This window comes from Candidatus Krumholzibacteriia bacterium (assembly GCA_030748535.1).
Lineage (GTDB): Bacteria > Krumholzibacteriota > Krumholzibacteriia > JACNKJ01 > JACNKJ01 > JASMLU01.
This window is the reverse complement of sequence record JASMLU010000007.1, coordinates 1-19,720: the sequence shown is the minus strand read 5'-3', so window position 1 is coordinate 19,720 and position 19,720 is coordinate 1. Positions and strand designations below refer to the sequence as shown.

The following is a 19,720-nucleotide window of genomic DNA, read 5'->3' as shown; positions in this document are numbered from 1 at the left end:
TTTCCATGTCTGAAGAACATCGTTGCAGCGTCAAGGTTCGCTACGCGGAAACCGACCAGATGAAGGTACTCCATCATTCTGTCTGGCCGGTCTACTGGGAAGTGGCTCGCGGAGCCTTCATGAAGAGCCTCGGCTTTCCTTACGGTGAACTTGAGAAGCATCACGGAATCTATTTTCCTGTGCTGTCTCTCGGGGCGGAGATCCTCGCGCCGGCATATTTCGAGGACGACATTGAACTTCGAACACGATTGAGCAAACTGGGGCGGGTCAAGCTGCGCTTTGAGTACGAGGGTTGGCGCGGAGAAGACCTTCTCGCCCGAGGGCACAGCCAGCACGGCGTGATTGATCTGGACTGGAAGCCCCAGCGACTGCCCGAGGAACTGGCCCGGGAACTGGAGAAACACCATGCAATGTGAGTTACCCGAAAACCCGAGTAGCCCGGATGAGATTCGCGGCATTCTGGAAAACTACCGGGTGATTGCCGTCGTCGGCCTGAGTCCGAAGCCCGATCGACCCAGCCACCGGGTCTCGGCCTATATGCAGGAACAGGGTTATCGCATCATTCCCGTACACCCGATTGCCGAAGAAATCCTGGGCGAAAAAGCCTGGCCCAGCCTGGAGGCTATTCCTGCCGAAGAGGGCGTGGAAATCGTCAATCTGTTCCGTCCTCCGGACAAGGTTCCTCCTCATGTGGAAGAGGCCATTCGCATCAAAGCAAAGGTGGTCTGGATGCAGGAGGGCATCGTGAACAACGAAGCCGCGAAACGGGCAAAAGAGGCGGGGCTTGAGGTTGTGCAGGGTCGTTGCCTTCTCAAGGAACACAAGCTTCTCTAGGGAGTTGCATTTTCCAGTGTCCCACCGTATCTTCGGGTGAAATCCACCCCAACCGGTGAGGATTTCCCATGAGTGAAGCTGTCTTGCCCGTCGGCCTGACCTATGACGATGTCATTCTGAAACCCGCTCACAGTGCGATTCATCCGCGCGAGGCTTCTCTTGAAAGTCGCTTGAGCCGCAACATCTCTCTGAACATTCCCATGGTTTCTTCGGCCATGGACACGGTCACCGAAACGGACATGGCGATTGCCATGGCTCGCGAGGGAAGCCTGGGTGTGATCCACAAGAATCTCTCGCCCGAGAGGCAGGCCGAACAGGTAGACCAGGTCAAGCGATCCGAGAGCGGCATGATCACGCGACCCATCACTCTCTCTCCGCGTGCCCTGGTCGCAGAGGCCATGGAACTGATGCGCCGCTACCGAATCTCCGGTGTGCCGATCACCGAAAGCGGGAAACTCGTCGGCATCCTCACGAACCGTGACCTGCGCTTCAACGACAGCCCGAACACGCCGGTCAGTGAACTGATGACCCGCGAGAACCTGGTCACCGTGAGGGAAGGAACCACTCTCGACGAGGCCAAGGCTCTTCTCCACCAGCATCGCATTGAGAAACTCCCCGTTGTCAGTGAGGATGGGGAGTTGCGAGGGCTGATCACGGTCAAGGATATCCAGAAGAAGATTGACTACCCGCTGGCCTGCACGGATGAAAAAGGGCGGCTCCGCGTCGGCGCAGCCATTGGCGTAGGAGAGGATCTGGAAGTCCGCCTCCCTTTGCTGCTGCAAAGTCAGGTAGACCTTCTGCTGATCGACACAGCCCACGGGCACAGTGAAAACGTCATTCAGGCGGTAAGAAGAGCCAAGGAGCTGGCACCGGAGATGGATGTCGTGGCCGGCAACATTGCCACGGCAGAAGGTGCAAAAGCCCTGATCGAAGCGGGAGTCGACGGCGTAAAGGTCGGCATCGGTCCCGGGACCATTTGCACGACCCGCGTTGTCAGCGGCATCGGTGTTCCCCAGATCACGGCCATCTTCGATGTGGCCGCCGTCACCCGCGAAGCCGGCATTCCCATGATCGCTGACGGGGGCATCAAGTACAGTGGCGATATCACAAAGGCCCTGGCTGCAGGAGCCGACACGGTCATGATCGGAAGTCTCTTTGCCGGAACCAGCGAAAGTCCCGGAGAAACCATCCTCTTTGAAGGCCGAAGCTACAAGGTCTACCGGGGCATGGGCAGTCTGGACGCGATGAAGGAAGGTACCGGCGATCGTTACCGACAGGACGGTGTGGAAGAAAGCAAATTGGTGCCCGAAGGGATCGTCTCCCGCGTTCCCTTCAAGGGCCCGGTGCGCAATACCGTCTATCAACTCACCGGCGGACTTCGCTCGGGCATGGGTTATATCGGGGCAAGAGATCTGGATGATCTGCGCAAGAAGGCGGAGTTCCTGCAGGTGACTGCCTCCGGCTTGCGGGAAGCTCATCCCCACGATGTGACCATCATCAAGGAAGCCCCCAACTACCAGATTGGCTAGCATGGAGCTGGACGGTAGATTCGGGAAGAAGGGGCTGAAGACCTATGTCCTTCGACTGGCCTTGCAGACCGGCTTTGCAGCATTCCTGATCTGGATCGGCTTTCAGTTTTCCCGCTACTTTCGGGCGGTGGAAACAGGAAGCCTGCCCCTTCCTGATCGACCCACCGGAGCCGAAGGTTTTCTTCCTGTCAGTGGCTTGATGGGACTGCTGGACTGGTTCTATCAGGGACAGCTCAACTCGGTCCATCCTGCCGCAACGGTTCTTGTGCTGGCCTTCACCCTGATTTCTCTCGTCTTCCGCAAAAGCTTCTGCTCATGGATCTGTCCCGTGGGACTGCTCTCGGAAAGCCTCGCCCGCTGGGGCCGGAGGATCTTCGGTCGTAACTTCCGGATCTGGAAGTGGCTGGACATTCCCCTTCGCTCCGTCAAATACGCCTTGCTACTTTTCTTTGCCCTCAGCATCGCCATGATGAGTGCAGAGGCGCTTCAGGCTTTCATCCATTCGCCCTACAACAAGGTCAGCGACCTGAAGATGTACGCCTTCTTTGCCGACCCAAGCGTTTTGGCGGGGAGCATACTTGCCGTGCTGGCAATCGGCTCGGTTTTTGTCCACGGCTTCTGGTGCCGCTACCTCTGTCCCTATGGAGCCTGGCTGGGATTATTCTCCTGGGCATCTCCGGTCTCCATTCGGCGCAGCAAGGGAACTTGCACAGACTGCGGACTCTGTGACCGCGTCTGCATGGCGCGCCTTCCCGTTTCCTCAAAGGACAGGATTCTCAGCGTCGAGTGCACCGGCTGCCTGGACTGCGTGGCGAGTTGCCCGGTGCCCCTGACCCTGAAAGCAGGAACAAGGAAACACCCACTCCGCCTGCAGTATTTTGCGGGAGGTCTGCTCGCAGTCTTTTTGCTGATTTATCTGGCAGCCCGGGTTTCGGGCTATTGGCAGAGTGGTGTTGAGGGCGGAGAGGTGGTTCACCTCTTTAGAATCATGGACCAGCTCAGCCACTAGTCCAGTTTCAGGCGATAGCCACGACCATGAGCGGTCAGGATCCTCCTCGGCTTTGAGGGATTGTCTTCCAGGATCTTCCGCAGACTGAGAACGAAGTTGTCGACGGTGCGCGTACTGGGATAGGCGTCGTAGCCCCAGATGCGGTCGATGATCGTATCCCGATCCACGGGCTCGCCCGACCGTTCGGCAAGAAGGCGCAGGATCATGGCCTCCTTTTCCTTCAAGGTCACCTTGCCTGCGGGGGTCTCGGCCTCGAAGCGTCGAAGGTCGATGCGCACGCCTTCCCATTCGAGGATCTCTTCGGAGGGCTGCTCATGGTACCAGTCCTGTCGACGGAAGATGCCCTTCACGCGAGCGAGCAGTTCCTTCAACTGAAAAGGCTTGGTGATGTAATCATCGCCACCTTCCTCCAGACCACGAATCCGGTCATCGGAGCGGTCACGGGCCGTCAAAAACAGAATCGGAACCCGGTCGCCTCGATCCCGAATGATGCGTGTCAGCTCAAAACCGTCCATTCCCGGAAGCATGACATCCATGAGGATCAGATCCACTCCTCCGCGTTCCCAGAGAGAGCGACCATCTTCTGCACTCGGGGCCAGAACCGGTTCATAGCCTTCCAGTTCCAGATTGATCCGCAGGCCCTCTGCCAGATGCTCTTCATCCTCCACAATCAGGACGCGTTTCTTCATTCCTCTTCCTCCATGGCTGGAAGGATCACGGTAAAGGTGCTCCCGACACCTTTGCGGCTTTCCAGTTCGATGCGGCCCCCCAGAGCCCTTGTATTCCTGTTCACCAGATACAGACCCAGCCCTGCGCCATGTACACCCTTCGGGCGCACGCCGGATTCCCCGATCCGGTAAAAACTACGAAACACTTTCTTCTGTTGGGAACGCGGGATGCCCACTCCCTGATCCCGGACAAGAATGCGATGCCAGTGTTTGCCGGGAATCAGTTCCACGCTTACCTTTGCGGGAGCCTCGGAGTACTGAACGGAGTTTTGAATGAGATTGCGAAGAACTACCGATAGTGCCAGGCGGTCACCGAGTATCCAGGCCGGGGAGCCAGGGGAGTTGGTCACCTTCGCTTTCTCATTTTCGAGAAAAGGAGAAAGCGAGTTCAACACCCCGAGCAACTCTTCCTGTAGTTCAATTCTCTCCCTGCTTGTGATCCTGTGTTTTTCCAGGCGGCTGACAGCCAGCACCTGCCCAACCATGCCGTCCAGGCGGGCGATGTCTTCCCTCATGTGAACCAGCAGGTCCTCCTGTTTCGCCTCATCGATACCCTTTCGGCCGAGAGTCTCTGTGAAAAGTTGGAGGCTGGCCAGCGGGGTCTTGAACTCGTGCGTCACTCCGGCAAGTAGCAACTCTCGCGATTGCCGGTAGATCATCTCGCGGCGCCAGGCCAGGGTCAGCACAACCGAGCCAGCCAGGAGAAGTGTGATAAAGAAGATCCCTTCTCCGAGAAACATGTTCCTTCGTCTACGGGCCTCTTTTTGCACCTCCTGTTCGGCGGAGGGGAGGATCCGGATCTGCATCCTTCCTCTCTGGTCGCGATCGAAGGAAAGGTGGGGAAACTCGCGTTCCAGATGAATGGAGGGATTGCTGGCAGTTTCCCGGACGGCCTCTATGAGATATGCGGCATGGAGTCGGTCAGTCTGGAAGCGCTGATACTGATGCGCAAGATAACGGTCGCCCTCGCGGCTAAGGTAGATCACCCACCAGCTGGATTGGGCCACCATGATCAGAAGCAGGATCCAGTAGATCCAGGCGTAGTATCGACTCAGGCGCATCGCCCTCCCTGTTATCGACAGGATAATACGGCTTGGGCGGAAATTGTCACCAAATCTACATCCGGAGAATCAAAACTCCACACTCTCTCTGGTCGCATAGACGAGAAGTTCCGCCAGTGTCGCCAGGTCGCAGAAGTTGTGTTCCCAGACCCCTGCCAACTCTTCTGAACGCCGGGTATGGAGGTAATCCTCCCAGACCCGGGGAACTTCACGCCCCGGCAGATCGTTCAGGCGGCGGCGACCAAGAAGTCTCCGCTCCAGTGTTTGAAGCTTGCAGTCCGGAAGCGCATGTCCCCAGAGGCGGCGAGCGAGGTAGAGTAGGTCGACATGACGATAGTCCAGCGGCTCGAGGAAACCGTGAAAACGGAGGCGGCTTTCCAGAAAAGGTGCGTCGAAACTTCGACCGTTGAAGCTCACCATCAAGGGTCTTCGACGAAGCACCTTGAGAAAGTCCTCCAGAAAAGGGGCCTCTTCGTCGAAGTTGCGGGCGAAACACTGCCGAACCTGTAGCGGCTTCTCCCCGGGACCAATATGCATGTAGCCCAGAAGCACGATGATGCCCCGGTGCAGACCCGTGGTCTCCAGATCGAGAAAGAGAAGGTCTTCAGGCTCTGCTGCTGCCAGGCACTCTGCATCCCGGGTCAGGCCCGCAAGGGAGGCCATTTCGGGCAAGGCGCTGATGAGCGCCGCAGCCAGACCTTTCGTACGAGGAAGATGTTTTTCCACAGACAGCTTCCTCGCAAGATACCTCCCCCGTCCGTTCACGCGCACCCGCGCCCCCACCCTTGATGGCAAGCTGTCTTCGGGGAGTTGAATGCGTCGGGGTTTTTTGGCGGGCCTGTTTTCATGATGGTCCCGACGCAGGCCCTGCAAGTGTTCCAGAATGTCCCGGAGGTCGCGGTCAGGGTTGATGAACACGGCTATCTCCAGTTCCCGAGGCTGACGAAAGCGCCCCAGTAATGCGGGTGAAGACTCATGCCGCGCCGGCGCCGGTCTTTCAGAATGGAAAGACTTGCCTGCCAGGATGCCTCGCCACTTGCAAGCCCGTCATGAAAATGTCCTTTGTAGAGAAGCCTCATCCATTGTCGAGATTCCTGATCACGCACTGACCAGAGGCTCATCACCATCGTCTGGACACCGGCGATCTGAAAGCTGCGCCGAAGGCCGAAAACCCCTTCGCCTCCGTGGATTTTTCCCAGCCCTGTGCCGCAGGCAGAAAGCACCACCCAGCGGAGTCCCCGAAGATCCATCGTCAGGATCTCTTCGGCGCTGAGAAGACCCTCATCGCTCTCGTTTGCATGAGCCAGTGCGAGGCCGCTTCCGGAAAGACCGGACTGAAGCAAGGAGGTGCCTGGGTCGCGGAACACCCCGTGCGTGGCAAGATGCAGGACTTCGCAGCCCTTTGCCTTCTTCAGGAGATTCTCCTTCGATGCGGCAGAGCCAAAAAGATACTCCGCATCGTTTCGCCAGATTTCCTGTAGATCGTGAAGCTCAAGCAGTGAGGACGGAAGCTCTGCAAAACCGGTTTCATCCTCAGCGGGAAGCCCGAAGTCCGGCGCGGCCAGAGCGAGCAAACCGTGTCCGACAGGGAGTTCGGCTGAATAGCGAAGCAGGTCTCTTTCCGTGGAGAGAAGCTGAATGCGGCAATCCAGTTCAGCGAGAAAGCGCCCGTCTTCTGTGGGAAGCGTCGCCGGGTTCAAAAGAAGGGTGCTACCTTCAGCAACCAGAAAGAGGTGTTCTATCCCTTCCAGTGCCGGAGACAGCGGATCCCAGAACTTCCTCCGCAAGGCACGACCCACCGAAGCCCAGCCACCACTGCGATGCGAGAGTGCAGAAATCAGGCTTGGCTGCCGGGACAGTTCCGCACGCCATTCTTCGACCAGAGAATCCAGAGTTGCGGAAAATCCCAGAGGGATGACCTGAAGTTCTTCCGACGCTCCCCGGCAAAGGAAGGCCAGTGACCGCTGTTTTCCCGACTCCGGGTCACGGTAGCGGGCAAGAGAAAGAAGGGCCTGCCCGGGGGCCAGTGTGGCCGCAAGCGAAGTAGCATCCGCTCTCTCTTCAGCGAGGGCAGCACGAAAATCACGGCTTTCTGCGGCAAGAGCACGCTCTGCCTTTTCCCGACGCAGACGGGCAGCGCGAAAGACCTCAGCATAGTCTTTTTGATGCCGACGAGCGTGAGCGGCGGCGGCCAGATCGGCCACTTCCTTTCGTGCTTCCTCCAGAGCGGTCGTCAGCTCATGATTGTGGAAGTCCGGGTTGCCGTGGCGACGCATCAATTCATCCAGCACCAGAGAGCGTGAGTGAATCAGCGCGTCCCAGACCTTTCGGCGACCTTCTGCATGGTCGCTTTCGGCGAGGGAAAGCAACAGGTCCATGCTGGATTCCCAGGTGTCCTGATAACGCAGAGCCTCCGTCTCGGAAAGCAGGCGGGCGGTCATGCGGAAATGCTCCCTGCTCAATTCCTGCGCACGAAGTGCGAAGCTGCGTGCTTCCTCCCGCTGGCCTTCCTCCCGGCATACATGGGCCAGTTCCAGACAGGTCTCCGACATGCGGGGGTGCTCTTCACCGAGAACTTTCTGCAGAATCCCAAGGCCGCGTGTCAGCTGCGCTCGAGCCGTGGCCAGCCTCCCCAACCTGCGATTGAGAATGCCAAGGTGCTTCAGGTTGTGAGTCAGGTCGGGGTGTTCGGCGCCCAGAGAGGCTTCTCGCTGCAGGAGAGCCTCTTCGGCATGGGCCAGTGATTCTTCCAGACGACCGAGGTCCATGAGAAGAATGGAGAGATTGTTGCGTGTGCGGGCGACATCAGGATGATCTGCACCAAAATTCGCAATCTTGATGGCAAGCGAACGCTCGAAGAGTGGCAAAGCCTCTTTTAGTTCACCCCGGTAGTATCGAAGAATGGCAAGGTTGTTGAGCGTCAGACCAATCTGGCGATGCCCGGAACCATAGAGTTTTTCCTCCGCTTCGAGTTCGCGCAGGTAGAGGGGAAGAGCGGCATCGTAGTCACCCAGTTGCCGGGAAATCGCCGCCAGGTTGCCGACTACTTTCAGCAAAAACGGATGGTCAAACGAAAGTTCGACTTCCAGAATCTCCAGGGTCTCCTCAAAGTAGCGGCGCGACTCTTCATAGTACCCGCGTGTGCGGGCCAGAGTCCCCAGACTGTTGAGAACCGTAGCCATGTCGCGGGTATTTGCCTTGCCGTTCCCGTTTCGGATGTCCCGGGCACGAAGCAAGGCCTCCTCGGCCGATTCGTAATTGCCAAGCGCCTGATAACAGAGTCCCAGGTTGTTGAGGGTACCCGCAACCAGGTCGTTCTGGGGATCCATGTGCTTTTCGCGAATAGCAAGGACTCGATGGTATATCTCCAGAGCCTCTTGATCGCGGAACTGTTCCCGATAGACCAGAGCCAGATTGTTCAGGCAGGTGGCCACGGCAAGGTGGTCTTCCCCGTAGAGCTGCTGGCGAATTGACAGGGATTGACCCAGAATGGACAGCGCCTTGTCGAAGTTGCCGATCCGATAGTGAACCAGGCCGATGGCGTTGTGTGCTTCAGCGATCAGCGAGTCGGTTTCGCCAAAATGCTGCCGCAGAATCTCAAGACTCTTTTCGCCATACGAAAGGGCCTCATCAAGGAAGCCGTGGTCCTTGAGCCTATGGCAAAGTTTCCTCTGCGCCATAGCTGCGGCCACTGATTTCTCTCCATGAAGCTGCTCCTGCGTGGCCAGTTTCCTGCGTGCATCTTCAATTTCTCCGGCAAAGCTGGAGAACGGAAGAGAAAGGCAGATCAATAGAACCGCCAGAAAGTGCTTCATCGGTTTCCTGTCTTTTCCCCGGGCACATCCCCGGGGATTCCCAGCATCCCTTCCAGCAATACCCGGGTGGCTTTTTTTCCGGGAATTGCAAAATCAGGCGAGAGGTCGGGGTCTTCGCCGCGCCCCGGAGGACGGTTGGGAAGGCCCACACAGGCGGGACACCCATCTTCGCAGTCGCAGGCGACCAGCATCTCCAGGCAGGCTTCCAGCACACTCTGCAGTTCCTCAAAGCCGACGCGACTGTAACCCAAACCCCCGTAGAAACGATCATACACGAAAAGGGTCATCTGTCCCAGGTTGCTTGCATCGACGACGGCTCCCAGGTCCGCGCGGTCACACATGGCAAAAACGGGCAGGGATGACAGGACCAGGGTCTTCAGTCCGGCCATCGCTTCTGCCAGCTTTTCTCCGCTTGCGGCCACTTCCTTTCTCAGGGATTCCGTGGGGCAAAGCCAGAAGGCGCGGCTTGGCAGTTCGTGCCAGGGCAGGTCCAGCTTGCCCCAACCCAGGGAATCGAGACTCCGGAACTTCACCTTCTTGAAGGCAAAGGTGGTCTGGCTCACCGTGACATCCCCGAAACCGGTCTGAAGCCGGTCCTTTCCGAAAGTCTCCTCGTCGGTCTTTGTGTCCAGTCGCACCTTCTGTTCGCTGATCGGCTGCGTGTAGTAATCGACATTGCGTTGCTCGACATAGGCCACTTTCTGCTCCAGGTCGAGCTCCCGCACGAAGTGGGTCTCGCCGTCATGCAAATAGATGGCCTCGGGATAGACCAGTTGCATGGCTCCCAGGAGATCCACATTTCCGATCACCGTGTTTCCGGGAACTTCCACAATGCTCACCGTGTCGAGACTCCCCTGCCGCAGGCTCAGGTCGCCGGAGGGATAGTCGGTCGAGGCATAGTAGCCCTGCTCGCCGGCCCTGCGAATGTCGCCCCGCTGCTCCAGAATCTCCGTGAGGCTCCCGGTCATGGGGCCAAAGAGTTCCCGATCCTTTTCGTCCAGGGGAAGCTCGTAGGCCGCGCATCGAAGCTGCGGGAGCAGGAGAAAGGGGTTGGCGTGATCGACGACAGCCTTTTCCGGGTTCTGGCGAAAGAAGAAGCCGGGATGACGCATCATGTATTGCTCGGCAGGGTCGTTGTGCCCGACAAGCACGGCGCAGCTTTCCCGCTCGCTTCGTCCTGCGCGGCCCGCCTGTTGCCAGGCGCTGGCGACTGTTGAGGGCATGCCCACGAGAATCGCCGCGTCCAGACCGCCCACGTCGATGCCCAGCTCCAGGGCATTCGTGCTGGAAACCCCCATCAGTTCGCCGCTGAAGAGTTGTCGCTCAATTTCTCGCCGTTCCTCGGGCAGATAGCCGCCGCGGTAGGCACGGATTTTCCCCGCAAGATGAGGAGCCTCTCTTTCCAGCCGGTCACGGGTGTAGCGGTAAATCAGTTCGCTCGACACGCGAGTTCTGCTGAAACAAATCGTCTGCCGACCCTGCTTGAGTAGCTCCGCCATGATCTCGCGCGCCTCGCTGTTGGCGCTTCTCCGCTCGCCGCCTTTTTCTTCCAGGCGCGGCGGGTTCCAGAAGACAAAGAGCTTCTCACCGCGGGGGCTTCCATCGCTGTCGATCAGGGTGACAGGCTCCCCGATCAGGCTCTCGGCCAAGTCCTTCGGGTTCCCGATCGTTGCGCTCGAGGAGATGAAGACCGGATCGCTACCGTAGTGTCGGCAAATGCGTCGAAGCCTACGCAAGACCGCGCCCACATTGCTTCCGAAGATGCCACGGTAGCTGTGAATCTCATCAATCACAACATAGCGAAGCTTCATGAAGAAGCGGGCCCAGCGCGTGTGCGAGGGCAGGATCCCCGCATGCAGCATGTCGGGATTGCTGAGGATCAGGCGACCTTCAGCTCTCAGCTTTCGACGCGTGTGCGTGCTGGTGTCGCCGTCATAGGTTCCGCAGGGAAAGCGCCCGAGTTCAGGCATGGCTCCGGCAAGACGCAGGATGCCCTTCAACTGATCCTGAGCGAGAGCCTTGGTGGGAAAGAGGTAGAGAGCCGTCGCCTCCGGGTCGGCAAGTAGGTTTTCAAAGACCGGCAAGTTGTAGCAGAGCGTTTTTCCGCTGGCTGTCCCCGTGACGACCACCGTGTTGTCCCGGCGACGCACCGTGTCCAGCGCCTGAGCCTGGTGCAGGTAGAGTTCGCCGATTCCCTCTTCTGCCAGTGCCCCCGACAGGGGCGAAGGAAGGGGCTGCTCCGGCGATGCAAAACGGGCTTCGCGAGCGGGGATTTTCTCAAGATGGGCGATACAGTTTTCCCGGCCGGGTTCGAGCGACAGGCGCCGGAAGAAGTCTTCCAGGGAAACTCCGGCGGGGATACTCCCGGCCCGGCGCATCGAACGGCTGGAAGCCCGCTGTGCCTCATAGTCCGGTTCGCGTGGCCCCTGGGGCCGGGGGCGTGCGTCCTCGCCTGCAAGGGCACGATGATGGTGTCCCGGCCCGGCACTACGCCCGCAGACCGGACAGAGTTCTCTTTTGAGAAGGGCCAGTTGGCTGGAGTGGGGATTGGCGAAATGGGCCGGAGCCCGAAAACCAATGGCTCGACGAGACATGAAAAATCCTCCCGAATAGGCGACCGCTCCGGAAAAACCGGACACGGGGGAAGGCCTGAAGGGAGGGTGGCCAAAGGGAAGCTACTATACAGATGACGAGTGGTCAAGGGACTTCGCAGAACAGGAGCGGAGCCGGAGAAATGCGGCGCCCAGAAGCAGAAAGGAGTCCTGGATGAGCAGGCCGAGTCCCACCTTGTGGCTTCCCTTGCCGAAACAACCGCAGGAAATGTCCAGATCCCGCAGCACTGCGCTCAAGAGTGCGGCAATGAAGAGCATGCACATCAGGATGATCAGAATCTCTGCGCCGCTCTTCCAGGGTCCAAAGACAATCGCAAGTCCTGCCACCAGTTCCAGCCAGGGCAGATAGAGCGCAAACAGGTGCAGGAGCGACTCCGGGAGAAGGTGATAGTAGTAGATCGCACGGGCAAATTCATCCGGGTGGGCGATCTTGCTGAAGGAGGCGTAGAGAAAGACCCCGCCAATGATCAAGCGAAGTGCCCATTCCACGATCAGGAGAAACCGCTGCTGCTTACTCACCGGAAACCTCCCCGCCGGCCTCTTGCCATGCCGGGAAACCGCCGAGAAGAATGCCCTCCACCCGATAACCCCGCTCTGCAAAGCGTGCGGCCACGGCCTCGCTCTCCTGCAGGGTAGTGCTACCATAGAAAATCAGGGCATCTTCGGGAAAGAGAAAGTCGCGAAGCTCCCGAAAATCCTCATCAAAGGAATCCCTGTGCACGAAGAATGCGCCGGGAATGCTTACCATGACCAGTGCTTCGCTCCTTGTATCCACGAAGATCGTCTCCCCGGACTCAAAGGCGTGCAGGCAGGTTTTTACATCCAGAACCGGGAAGCGAATGTCCATGGCATAAAGCCCCGGTTCGGGGACAAGCGGCAGGCGCGGCGTACGAAAAACCCAGGACAGGGCCGCAAGAAGAAGGGTCACGGCCAACAGTATCAAAACCTGGCGAATATCCCGTCGCTGCATCTCAGATCCTCATCATGTAGAGAACATCGACCTTGATCTCGGGTTGGTCGGGGTGATCTGTATGAATCTTCAAGGCTCCCCGCATCCGCCCCCGCTTCTTCTTTGCTCCCGGATCGTCTTTCGCCAATGACTTCCCGTAAATGCGAATCCCCTGCTTGAGCGAAGCGGTATCGGAGAGAAGCTCGGCCTCCAGGCCCGGCAGGTCGATCTGTGCAGACAGAACCCGAAACTTGCGACCGCTGCTCTTGATCTGCAGGGTCTTCTCCAGAGTCTGCCCCGGCTTTACCATGCGGAAGTTTACGCGCAGGGGATCGGCCATAAGCTCGGCCTCCACAAGGCCGCTGATCTCAATGTCGATCTCCTTCATCTTCTCCGCATTGGTCTCCAGTCGAATCAGCCCGCGAAAAGCTCCTGCGGGAATGTCCGGGCGAAGCTGAACTTCCAGTTCGGCATTCAGGGCCTGATTTCCCGGCTTCACGCTCGCCAGAAGCAACTCTTCGGGAGATTCAAGAATGCGGATCTCCAGAGACGCCTCTGCTTCAAATCGGGCAGTCAGGCTCGGGGCGGAACCATTCTTCACTCTCCCGAAATTGAGATGGCGGTCTGCCGGGTCTACCATGATCGGTGCCGCGATAAAGGCCCGAACCGGGAACTCGATCAGGGAACGCTCAGGATCATTGGAAGCAATCTCGACGATCTTGTCGATCTCGCCCTGGTAGTCCTTGCTGCTGAAAGTGATGGTGAGAAGAGCCGAGCCACCGGGAGCGATTTCGCGTTCCGGCATTTCTGGATAGGTGCAGGGGCAGGAAGTCGATACCTCGTCAATGCGGAGGGTCTCGTCCCCCAGGTTCAATACCAGAACCTCTCTCTCGAAGACCTCTTGCTGCCCGATTTCTCCAAGCTGAAGAAGAGGAGGTTCAAGGCGGATCTGCGGCGCAGCAAAGAGCGTGGCCGGGAGAATAAGAAGTGCAAGAGTGCGAATAAACATGGACTTCCCTTGATTCGGTTCAGGGTGAAAATACGCCCTTCGACGCAAAGCTCCAAGGAAATTGAAACTTCAAATCTCCCGGCGCAGCCCCTTGGTTTCGATTTTCGGAAACACGAATCAAATTGAGTATAGCGGATCCGGGAAGATGGAAAGAGAAGTTCTGCAGGAAAGATGGTGCTGATCGACTAGCTGGATGGTCTGAAAGCAAGGCCCCCCTCCCATAAGGAGGGGGGCTTTTTTATTAGAACACGTGGCTCTCGCTGGAACCGTCCAAAAGAACGGCAGGAGCCATGGTCGTCACGGGCTTGCCGTCATTTGCCCGAAGCGTCTCCAGGTACTCCAGTTCCCTCTCACTAAAGACATTCCTTGCAGGGTTCCGGAGGCGAGCCATTTCTTCCGAAGAAAGTCCCAGAAGACTGGGAGTCAGGCTTCCGAAATTGAACTGGCCGAGCGAAGGTCCCTGACTGATGGCCACCGTTTCGTCCGGATCAATGCCGGCCAACTCCTTGGCCAGTCGAAGAGCATCCCAGAGCCCTCCGAGTTCATCCACCAGACCATTGTCCAAGCCACGAAGTCCGCTCCAGACACGGCCCTGGGCTACTTCGGCCACTTCCTCCACGCTCATGTCGCGGCCTTCAGCGACCTGTTCCAGAAATCCCTGATAGAGATCCTTGATCGTGTACTCGACCCGCTCCAGTTCCCTCTCGTCGAAAGGGCGCGAGGGAAGCGTGCCCAGCAAGGGAAGGGAGATTCCTGAGTAAAGATCGGAATGTGATCCGCGCTTCAGGGTGTAGGGCTTCATGCCCAGCTTGTCACCCAGGGTCTTGTTGTAGAAGTGCCCGCCAATCACGCCGATGGAACCGGTGACCGTCAGGGGAGAAGCCAGAATGCGGTCGCTGTGCATGGAAATCCAGTAGCCGCCGGAGGCCGCCACCTGCCCCTGGCTGATGATGACCGGCTTCTCCTCCATGGTGAGCTTCAGTTCGCGTGCTACCAGATCACTGGGAAGGGGATCTCCGCCTGGCGAGTCGGCACGAAGAACGACGGCCTTGACTCTCTTGTTCTCGCGCGCCTTTCGGATTGCCTTGGAGAGCCTTCTTCCCTGAATGCCCGTGTCCATGGAGCAGCCGCCGATGGCATAAAGCAGGGCGATGCGATCCGGCTCGCCCCAGTTCTCGCCCCGCCAGGCGGGATCGCCCGACAGCCCGGCCAGTTGCGTGTAACTGCTGTCCAGAGTCTCGCGCCGGCCGATGTCCTTGGCGGACTCCTTCATGTCGTGGAAATCGCCAATGGAATCCACGAGGCCTTCGGCCAGGGCTTCCTTCGGGCTCAGATCTCCCAACTCTTCCACCATGCGGTCCCAGGTTTCACGATCAACACCTCGGGCTTCCAGCGAAAGCCCCACCGCTGTTTCATAGAGATCTTCCAGCAGTGCATCACTCTGCTCGGTTTGCCCCTCGCTCGGCTCATAGCGAGCCAGAATTTCCAGCGCTGACTTGTACCTGAAGTAGCGGAACTCCTGAATACCAACTCCAGCCTTGTCCAGGGTTTCCTTCATGTAGGTCGAAGTAAAGGCCAGTCCCCTCAGGTCGAGACCGCCCTCCGGGTCAATCCAGATCTGGTCGGCAACGCTCGCAAACATGTAGCCGAAGAGGGAAGCCCGATCCACATAGACGATGACTTTCTTCCCCTCTGCCCGGAATCCCGCCAACTGGTCGCGAAGCTCCAGAATCTGTTCAGGAGAAGTCCCGAAACCGGAGGCATTGATGACCAGGCCCTTGACATTCGGGTTCTCCGCATAACGGTTGATTTGGCGAAGAGTGCCGAAAAAGGTGCGGCCCTTGTCAAAGAACTCGTAGCGGCGATAGGCAAAGCCGCCCTTCAAATGAAGCTCAGGGTAGGCAGAGCCTTTTTCGGGAACCCTGTAGTGACTTCCCCGGCGTCCCGACTCCATGACATAGGCCGTGTGCGTGGACTCTCCATCTTCATCCATGAACTGAACGGCGCCGAGGCGACCCTTTTCGGAGCTCAGTTTCAGTCCCAGGCTGATCTTGCCATCGTCCCATCTTTTGGCCGCAAGGGCGACACCTGGAAAGACGAAAGCTTCTGCGCCAAAGGCGTGGGTCAACGAGTCGGGATCTTCGGTGGAGCTCGCCTCGGCAAAGAGGGTCAGGCGGGGACCAAAGGGGCGAATTCCAAGATCGGCCTGGTAGACGGGATTCTCAAAGTCCCCCGTCCAGTTGCCGGAGAGACCGATGGAATAGAGGCGATCCCTCTTGATGACTCCGAGATTGTTTTGGCTCTCGCTCTTGTCCCCCATCCAGGTTTGGGAGAAACCGAAGGCAAGATCGCGGTCACCAAAACTGAAGCCGAGCGTGTAGTCCGTCAGCGATTCACCGTCAAGCCAGTGGTTTTGATAGCCGAAGACCAGGTTCTCGGAAGAAAGCACTCCCGAGAGATTCCAGTTCTCGGAGCCCTGAGGCTTGCAAAATGAAAAAAGACTCCCTCCGCTACCCTGAACAGCCCAGGCCGCCGGATTGACAAAGCCCGCCAGCAGGCTGTTGGACGCCCCCGGGGATTCCACCAGGGGAAGCTCTGCAAGAGCGGGAAAGGAAAGAAGAAACACAAGGAAAAGAGTGAGGATGAATCTCATAAGCACCGTCCCGTTTGTGGAATGAACTGACCGGAGGAGTTACGCACATTTCCATGTCGGGTTTCAAGGTGCCTGAACCTGATAATCGGGATTGGACGCTGATCCGCGGCGGCTGGCCCGCGGTCCACAGCAGATACATGGCGTTGCGGTGCAGCATCTCGGGCACATGAACGTCGGTGGCATGCGGGTAGTGAAGGTGTGCCAGCCACCGATTTCGATCTCGCCCATCATCAGCGTGTCGTTGAACTTTTGGCGCTCGAACAACGGCAACGACGGCTCCATTGGTTGCCGTCGTTGCCGTTGAGATCAGGGATCTTGAGCCACGCGGGTTCCGTGTATTCTGATCGCTACTCGCGGCGATGGTCGGCTAGCGATAGCAGCTCTTCAGGACGCTCCAGGTCAGCGTCTCGGTCGGGGTCTCCTCATCGATCACGATCGACTTCTGGTCATCTGCGGTGTACTGCTCCGGGACCGATCCTGCCGAAGCTAAGATGCGCACAATGACCTCGTCTCCCGGAGACAGGCTCTCATACTCATAGCCATCCGGCTCGATCACGACTCCGCACCAGCAGCCGAATTCCGAGACGTCGCAATAACCCGGCTCGCAGCCGGACGTGCAGTTGCAGTTGCCGGCGGGGCCACCGCTGATCGCGAGAGGGAAGTGATCTTCGTACGTCAGGACGTCGTTGACAAGGAACTGCACCAGCAGGCTGGCGTCCACGCCGTCGGCGAGATCAGTGAATCCCACCACCGAGACTTGGGTGTGGGCCGTCCACAAGTCTCCGGCGGCTCCGGGCGGAAAGACCTCGAGGGAGACGACTCTCCTGTTCCAATCGGGGGAAGACTGGGCGAAAGCCGACGCGCTGCCGAGCACGGCGAGCGCAAGGAACAACATGCAGGCTACAGTGGACGTTCTCAATTTGTTTGCCATGGCGAGATCTCCTAATTTGCGTAGAGGGGGTAGTCTGCGGCGCCACAGTGCACCAGCATTGAATGTATTATAGCAGATACTATCCGATAAACCAACCCCCTGGAATTGGAAACCCGGAGTTTCACCTTGATAGTCAGCGATTATCGAGCATCAGCAGCTGTGCCTTCTGCGTATTCTACCGGCCACGCCGGCATGTCGGTCAACGCCTCGGTGACGATCACGGACTGGGATCAACATGGCCTGGAGCGAATGGCTAGATTGGAAAATGTCGGGTTTCAAGACCTCTGCGGAATTTCAAAAAGGGGCCGCAACCATATATGGTCGCGACCCCGTTCCGCTCCGCTGAGGAGTGGTTCTACTTGCTCAGCACCAGTTTGCGGGACTGCACTTCTCCCCCGCCTTCGATCCTGGCAAAGTAGATGCCCGAGCTTACGGCTCTTCCGCGATGATCCCGTCCATCCCAGACCTTCTCGTGGTTTCCGGCATTCAGACTGCCATTGACCAGAACGGTGACCTCGCGACCCAGCACATCGTGGATGCTCAGCCGGACCTCGCCCTGTTCCGCCAGGGAGAAGCTCAAGGTCGTTTTCGGGTTGAAGGGATTCGGGTAGTTATGGTTCAGGATCGGGGCAACGCCCAGGGGGCTGGTCGCAATTCCGGTTCCTGTTGCATAAGTGACGCAGACATTGTCCATGTAGAACTGCTGACCACCGATGGCAAAGCTGCGAACGTCTCCCGTGAGTGTCACGATTCCCGCCGCCGTGCCACTGGCAATCGGCCACCAGTCCACGCTGCAGGTCACGCCTGTGGCGATGTCCACCGGGGCGCTCGTCAGTTCCCCGAAATAGGGAGCTTCGCCATTGACCTGCAGGTTCTCGATGCCGTCCCAGTCGACAAACTCGAAGCTGACACTTGCCACCTCGGGGCCACCCTCAAGGTCAGGGACTTCAAAGCCCGCCAGTACATTGCTGATGAACAGTGCTTGCCCGTCGCATACACCGTAGCCGGGGATGGCACTGTCGATGAAGCAATTCAGGAAGACCCAGTTATAACCATCCCAGAAGTTGTCGACGGTCACAGAAATCTCGTCTTCCGTAATGATGGTGTCTCCGGGCACGTTTCCGAAACCGCCACCCCAGGCGGAACCAAGGACCTCATCTTCGAAAAGAACCTCGTGGTCGCATTCGATGGGAGGAACTTCCGTGCTTTCATAGACACAGATGTCATCAACACAGAACTCCTGTCCTGCGATGAGAAGGCTCTCGACATCGCCGACGAGAAGAACTTTCCCACACCTGTAGTTGCCAAAGTCGGTGTAGTAGACCGTGCAGGTCACGCCCGGGGCAATGTTGGAGGGAGCACCCGTGATGTCGCCCTCGTAGCGGGGATAGCCGTTCACGGCCAGATTCTCTTCGCCACCGAAGTCGGTGAACAGGAAGGTGACGCTGTCGGTAGCCGTCACCGCTGAAGCGATGTCGTAGACATTCGCGATGTTGTTGAGGTTCATCACCTGGTTGTCCAGGCAGCCGGCGGGATCGTTGACAATCTCTGCCTGATAGAAACCGGTGTAGGCTCCCAGGGTGATCGTTCCCAGGTGAACCGGAATGCCGTCCTCGGTGAAGGCCAGATCGCCGGGGGAGTCGCCAGAGGCGCTGCCCCAGGTCTGTCCAATCGTCAGGCTCTCGTGGTCAACCAGACGATCACATTCGTCGGGGACAACAGGCTCGCCTTCATAGACACAAACATCGTCGAGGAAGAATTCCTGCCCGCCGATGCGCAGCTTCTGCACGTCGCCGACAAGCACAAGTGTTCCGCATCCATTGGCGTCCTGACTGACACTGCAATAGACTCCGGGAGCCACGGTCAGACCGTCGAGGTCGGCGAGCCAGGGAACTTCATGGAGCGTGCCGCCATTGACCTGCAGGTTCTCCGAACCACCCCAGTCGATATAGTCGAAGGTCACGCTATCAGTCCCTGCCACCGCCGATGCGATGTCATAGGTGGCCGTCAGGTTACTGACCCAGGCAACCTGATTGTCCAGGCAGCCCACAGGATCCATCATCACACGAAACACATCAAAGCCAGTCCAGGAACCAATCGAGATCTCGGAAATGCTGACGGGAATGCCGTCTTCGGTGAAAATCCAGTCTCCGGGCGAATTGCCATTGGCATTGCCCCATTCCTGTCCAAGGACCAGACTCTCGTTGTCGGAAAGCAGGTCACATTCATCGGCCGGGGGGGTTCCATGGCCCTCATAGACACAGATGTCATCAACATAGAACTCCTGTCCTGCGATGAGAAGGCTCTCGACATCGCCGACGAGAAGAACTTTCCCACACCTGTAGTTGCCAAAGTCGGTGTAGTAGACCGTGCAGGTCACGCCCGGGGCAATGTTGGAGGGAGCACCCGTGATGTCGCCCTCGTAGCGGGGATAGCCGTTCACGGCCAGATTCTCTTCGCCACCGAAATCGGTGTACAGGAAGGTGACGCTGTCAGTCCCCGCCACCGCTGAGGCGATGTCGTAGACATTCGCGATGTTGTTGAGGTTCATCACCTGGTTGTCCAGGCAGCCGGCGGGATCGTTGACAAT

The 19,720-nt window shown here is 58.3% G+C and carries 15 protein-coding genes; 4 read left to right on the top strand and 11 right to left on the bottom strand.

Features of this window, described 5'->3' with window-relative positions; all coding sequences use genetic code 11:
• Nucleotides 1-5: 5 nt before the first annotated feature.
• The 4 genes from QGH30_07405 to QGH30_07390 all read left to right on the top strand — a co-directional run bounded on the left by QGH30_07405 (nucleotide 6) and on the right by QGH30_07390 (nucleotide 3,372).
• On the top strand, nucleotides 6-416 hold the full coding sequence (locus tag QGH30_07405; GenBank protein MDP7022160.1) for a thioesterase family protein: 411 nt from the start codon (nucleotides 6-8) through the stop codon (nucleotides 414-416).
• The gene (locus tag QGH30_07400; GenBank protein MDP7022159.1) at nucleotides 406-834 is read left to right on the top strand and encodes a CoA-binding protein; all 429 of its coding nucleotides are present in this window, start codon (nucleotides 406-408) and stop codon (nucleotides 832-834) included. Before QGH30_07405 ends, QGH30_07400 begins: the two co-directional genes overlap by 11 nt.
• 68 nt (nucleotides 835-902) lie before the next feature.
• Nucleotides 903-2,363, top strand: a complete 1,461-nt coding sequence (gene guaB, locus QGH30_07395; GenBank protein MDP7022158.1) for an IMP dehydrogenase — start codon at nucleotides 903-905, stop codon at nucleotides 2,361-2,363.
• A 1-nt stretch (nucleotide 2,364) separates the two neighbouring features.
• On the top strand, nucleotides 2,365-3,372 hold the full coding sequence (locus QGH30_07390) for a 4Fe-4S binding protein (protein ID MDP7022157.1): 1,008 nt from the start codon (nucleotides 2,365-2,367) through the stop codon (nucleotides 3,370-3,372).
• On the opposite strand, the gene QGH30_07385 is transcribed toward QGH30_07390, so the two are convergent.
• The 11 genes from QGH30_07385 to QGH30_07335 form a co-directional block, all read right to left on the bottom strand.
• Nucleotides 3,369-4,061, bottom strand: coding sequence for a response regulator transcription factor (locus QGH30_07385; GenBank protein MDP7022156.1), 693 nt, complete (start codon nucleotides 4,059-4,061; stop codon nucleotides 3,369-3,371). The two genes, QGH30_07390 and QGH30_07385, sit on opposite strands and share 4 nt — an antisense overlap.
• The gene (locus tag QGH30_07380) at nucleotides 4,058-5,161 is read right to left on the bottom strand and encodes a HAMP domain-containing sensor histidine kinase (GenBank protein MDP7022155.1); all 1,104 of its coding nucleotides are present in this window, start codon (nucleotides 5,159-5,161) and stop codon (nucleotides 4,058-4,060) included. Before QGH30_07380 ends, QGH30_07385 begins: the two co-directional genes overlap by 4 nt.
• Before the next feature lie 69 nt (nucleotides 5,162-5,230).
• A complete protein-coding gene (locus tag QGH30_07375; protein ID MDP7022154.1) occupies nucleotides 5,231-6,079 on the bottom strand; it encodes a ribonuclease H-like domain-containing protein in 849 nt (282 codons plus the stop codon).
• A gap of 2 nt (nucleotides 6,080-6,081) precedes the next feature.
• Nucleotides 6,082-8,976: a tetratricopeptide repeat protein gene (locus QGH30_07370; GenBank protein ID MDP7022153.1), complete on the bottom strand. Its 2,895-nt coding sequence runs from the start codon at nucleotides 8,974-8,976 to the stop codon at nucleotides 6,082-6,084.
• Nucleotides 8,973-11,570 carry a DEAD/DEAH box helicase gene (locus tag QGH30_07365; protein MDP7022152.1) on the bottom strand — a complete coding sequence of 866 codons (2,598 nt, stop codon included), beginning with the start codon at nucleotides 11,568-11,570 and terminating at the stop codon, nucleotides 8,973-8,975. Before QGH30_07365 ends, QGH30_07370 begins: the two co-directional genes overlap by 4 nt.
• Before the next feature lie 84 nt (nucleotides 11,571-11,654).
• On the bottom strand, nucleotides 11,655-12,107 hold the full coding sequence (locus tag QGH30_07360; GenBank protein MDP7022151.1) for a MauE/DoxX family redox-associated membrane protein: 453 nt from the start codon (nucleotides 12,105-12,107) through the stop codon (nucleotides 11,655-11,657).
• A complete protein-coding gene (locus QGH30_07355) occupies nucleotides 12,100-12,558 on the bottom strand; it encodes a rhodanese-like domain-containing protein (GenBank protein ID MDP7022150.1) in 459 nt (152 codons plus the stop codon). The genes QGH30_07360 and QGH30_07355 overlap by 8 nt, the downstream gene beginning before the upstream one ends.
• 1 nt (nucleotide 12,559) lies before the next feature.
• Nucleotides 12,560-13,546: a DUF1573 domain-containing protein gene (locus QGH30_07350; GenBank protein MDP7022149.1), complete on the bottom strand. Its 987-nt coding sequence runs from the start codon at nucleotides 13,544-13,546 to the stop codon at nucleotides 12,560-12,562.
• Nucleotides 13,547-13,787: 241 nt separating this feature from the next.
• Entirely contained in the window at nucleotides 13,788-16,199 is a 2,412-nt protein-coding gene (sppA, locus tag QGH30_07345; GenBank protein MDP7022148.1) for a signal peptide peptidase SppA, read from the bottom strand.
• Between the two features lie 367 nt (nucleotides 16,200-16,566).
• The gene (locus QGH30_07340; GenBank protein MDP7022147.1) at nucleotides 16,567-17,130 is read right to left on the bottom strand and encodes a hypothetical protein; all 564 of its coding nucleotides are present in this window, start codon (nucleotides 17,128-17,130) and stop codon (nucleotides 16,567-16,569) included.
• 355 nt (nucleotides 17,131-17,485) lie between these two features.
• A partial coding sequence (locus tag QGH30_07335; protein ID MDP7022146.1) for a T9SS type A sorting domain-containing protein occupies nucleotides 17,486-19,720 on the bottom strand: 2,235 nt, incomplete at its 5' end.

Coding starts and splice junctions, on each gene's coding strand:
- QGH30_07405 (MDP7022160.1), top strand. CDS start 6: ATGTCTGAAGAACATCGTTGCAGCGTCAAGGTTCGCTACGCGGAAACC.
- QGH30_07400 (MDP7022159.1), top strand. CDS start 406: ATGCAATGTGAGTTACCCGAAAACCCGAGTAGCCCGGATGAGATTCGC.
- guaB (MDP7022158.1), top strand. CDS start 903: ATGAGTGAAGCTGTCTTGCCCGTCGGCCTGACCTATGACGATGTCATT.
- QGH30_07390 (MDP7022157.1), top strand. CDS start 2,365: ATGGAGCTGGACGGTAGATTCGGGAAGAAGGGGCTGAAGACCTATGTC.
- QGH30_07385 (MDP7022156.1), bottom strand. CDS start 4,061: ATGAAGAAACGCGTCCTGATTGTGGAGGATGAAGAGCATCTGGCAGAG.
- QGH30_07380 (MDP7022155.1), bottom strand. CDS start 5,161: ATGCGCCTGAGTCGATACTACGCCTGGATCTACTGGATCCTGCTTCTG.
- QGH30_07370 (MDP7022153.1), bottom strand. CDS start 8,976: ATGAAGCACTTTCTGGCGGTTCTATTGATCTGCCTTTCTCTTCCGTTC.
- QGH30_07365 (MDP7022152.1), bottom strand. CDS start 11,570: ATGTCTCGTCGAGCCATTGGTTTTCGGGCTCCGGCCCATTTCGCCAAT.
- QGH30_07355 (MDP7022150.1), bottom strand. CDS start 12,558: ATGCAGCGACGGGATATTCGCCAGGTTTTGATACTGTTGGCCGTGACC.
- QGH30_07350 (MDP7022149.1), bottom strand. CDS start 13,546: ATGTTTATTCGCACTCTTGCACTTCTTATTCTCCCGGCCACGCTCTTT.
- sppA (MDP7022148.1), bottom strand. CDS start 16,199: ATGAGATTCATCCTCACTCTTTTCCTTGTGTTTCTTCTTTCCTTTCCC.
- QGH30_07340 (MDP7022147.1), bottom strand. CDS start 17,130: ATGGCAAACAAATTGAGAACGTCCACTGTAGCCTGCATGTTGTTCCTT.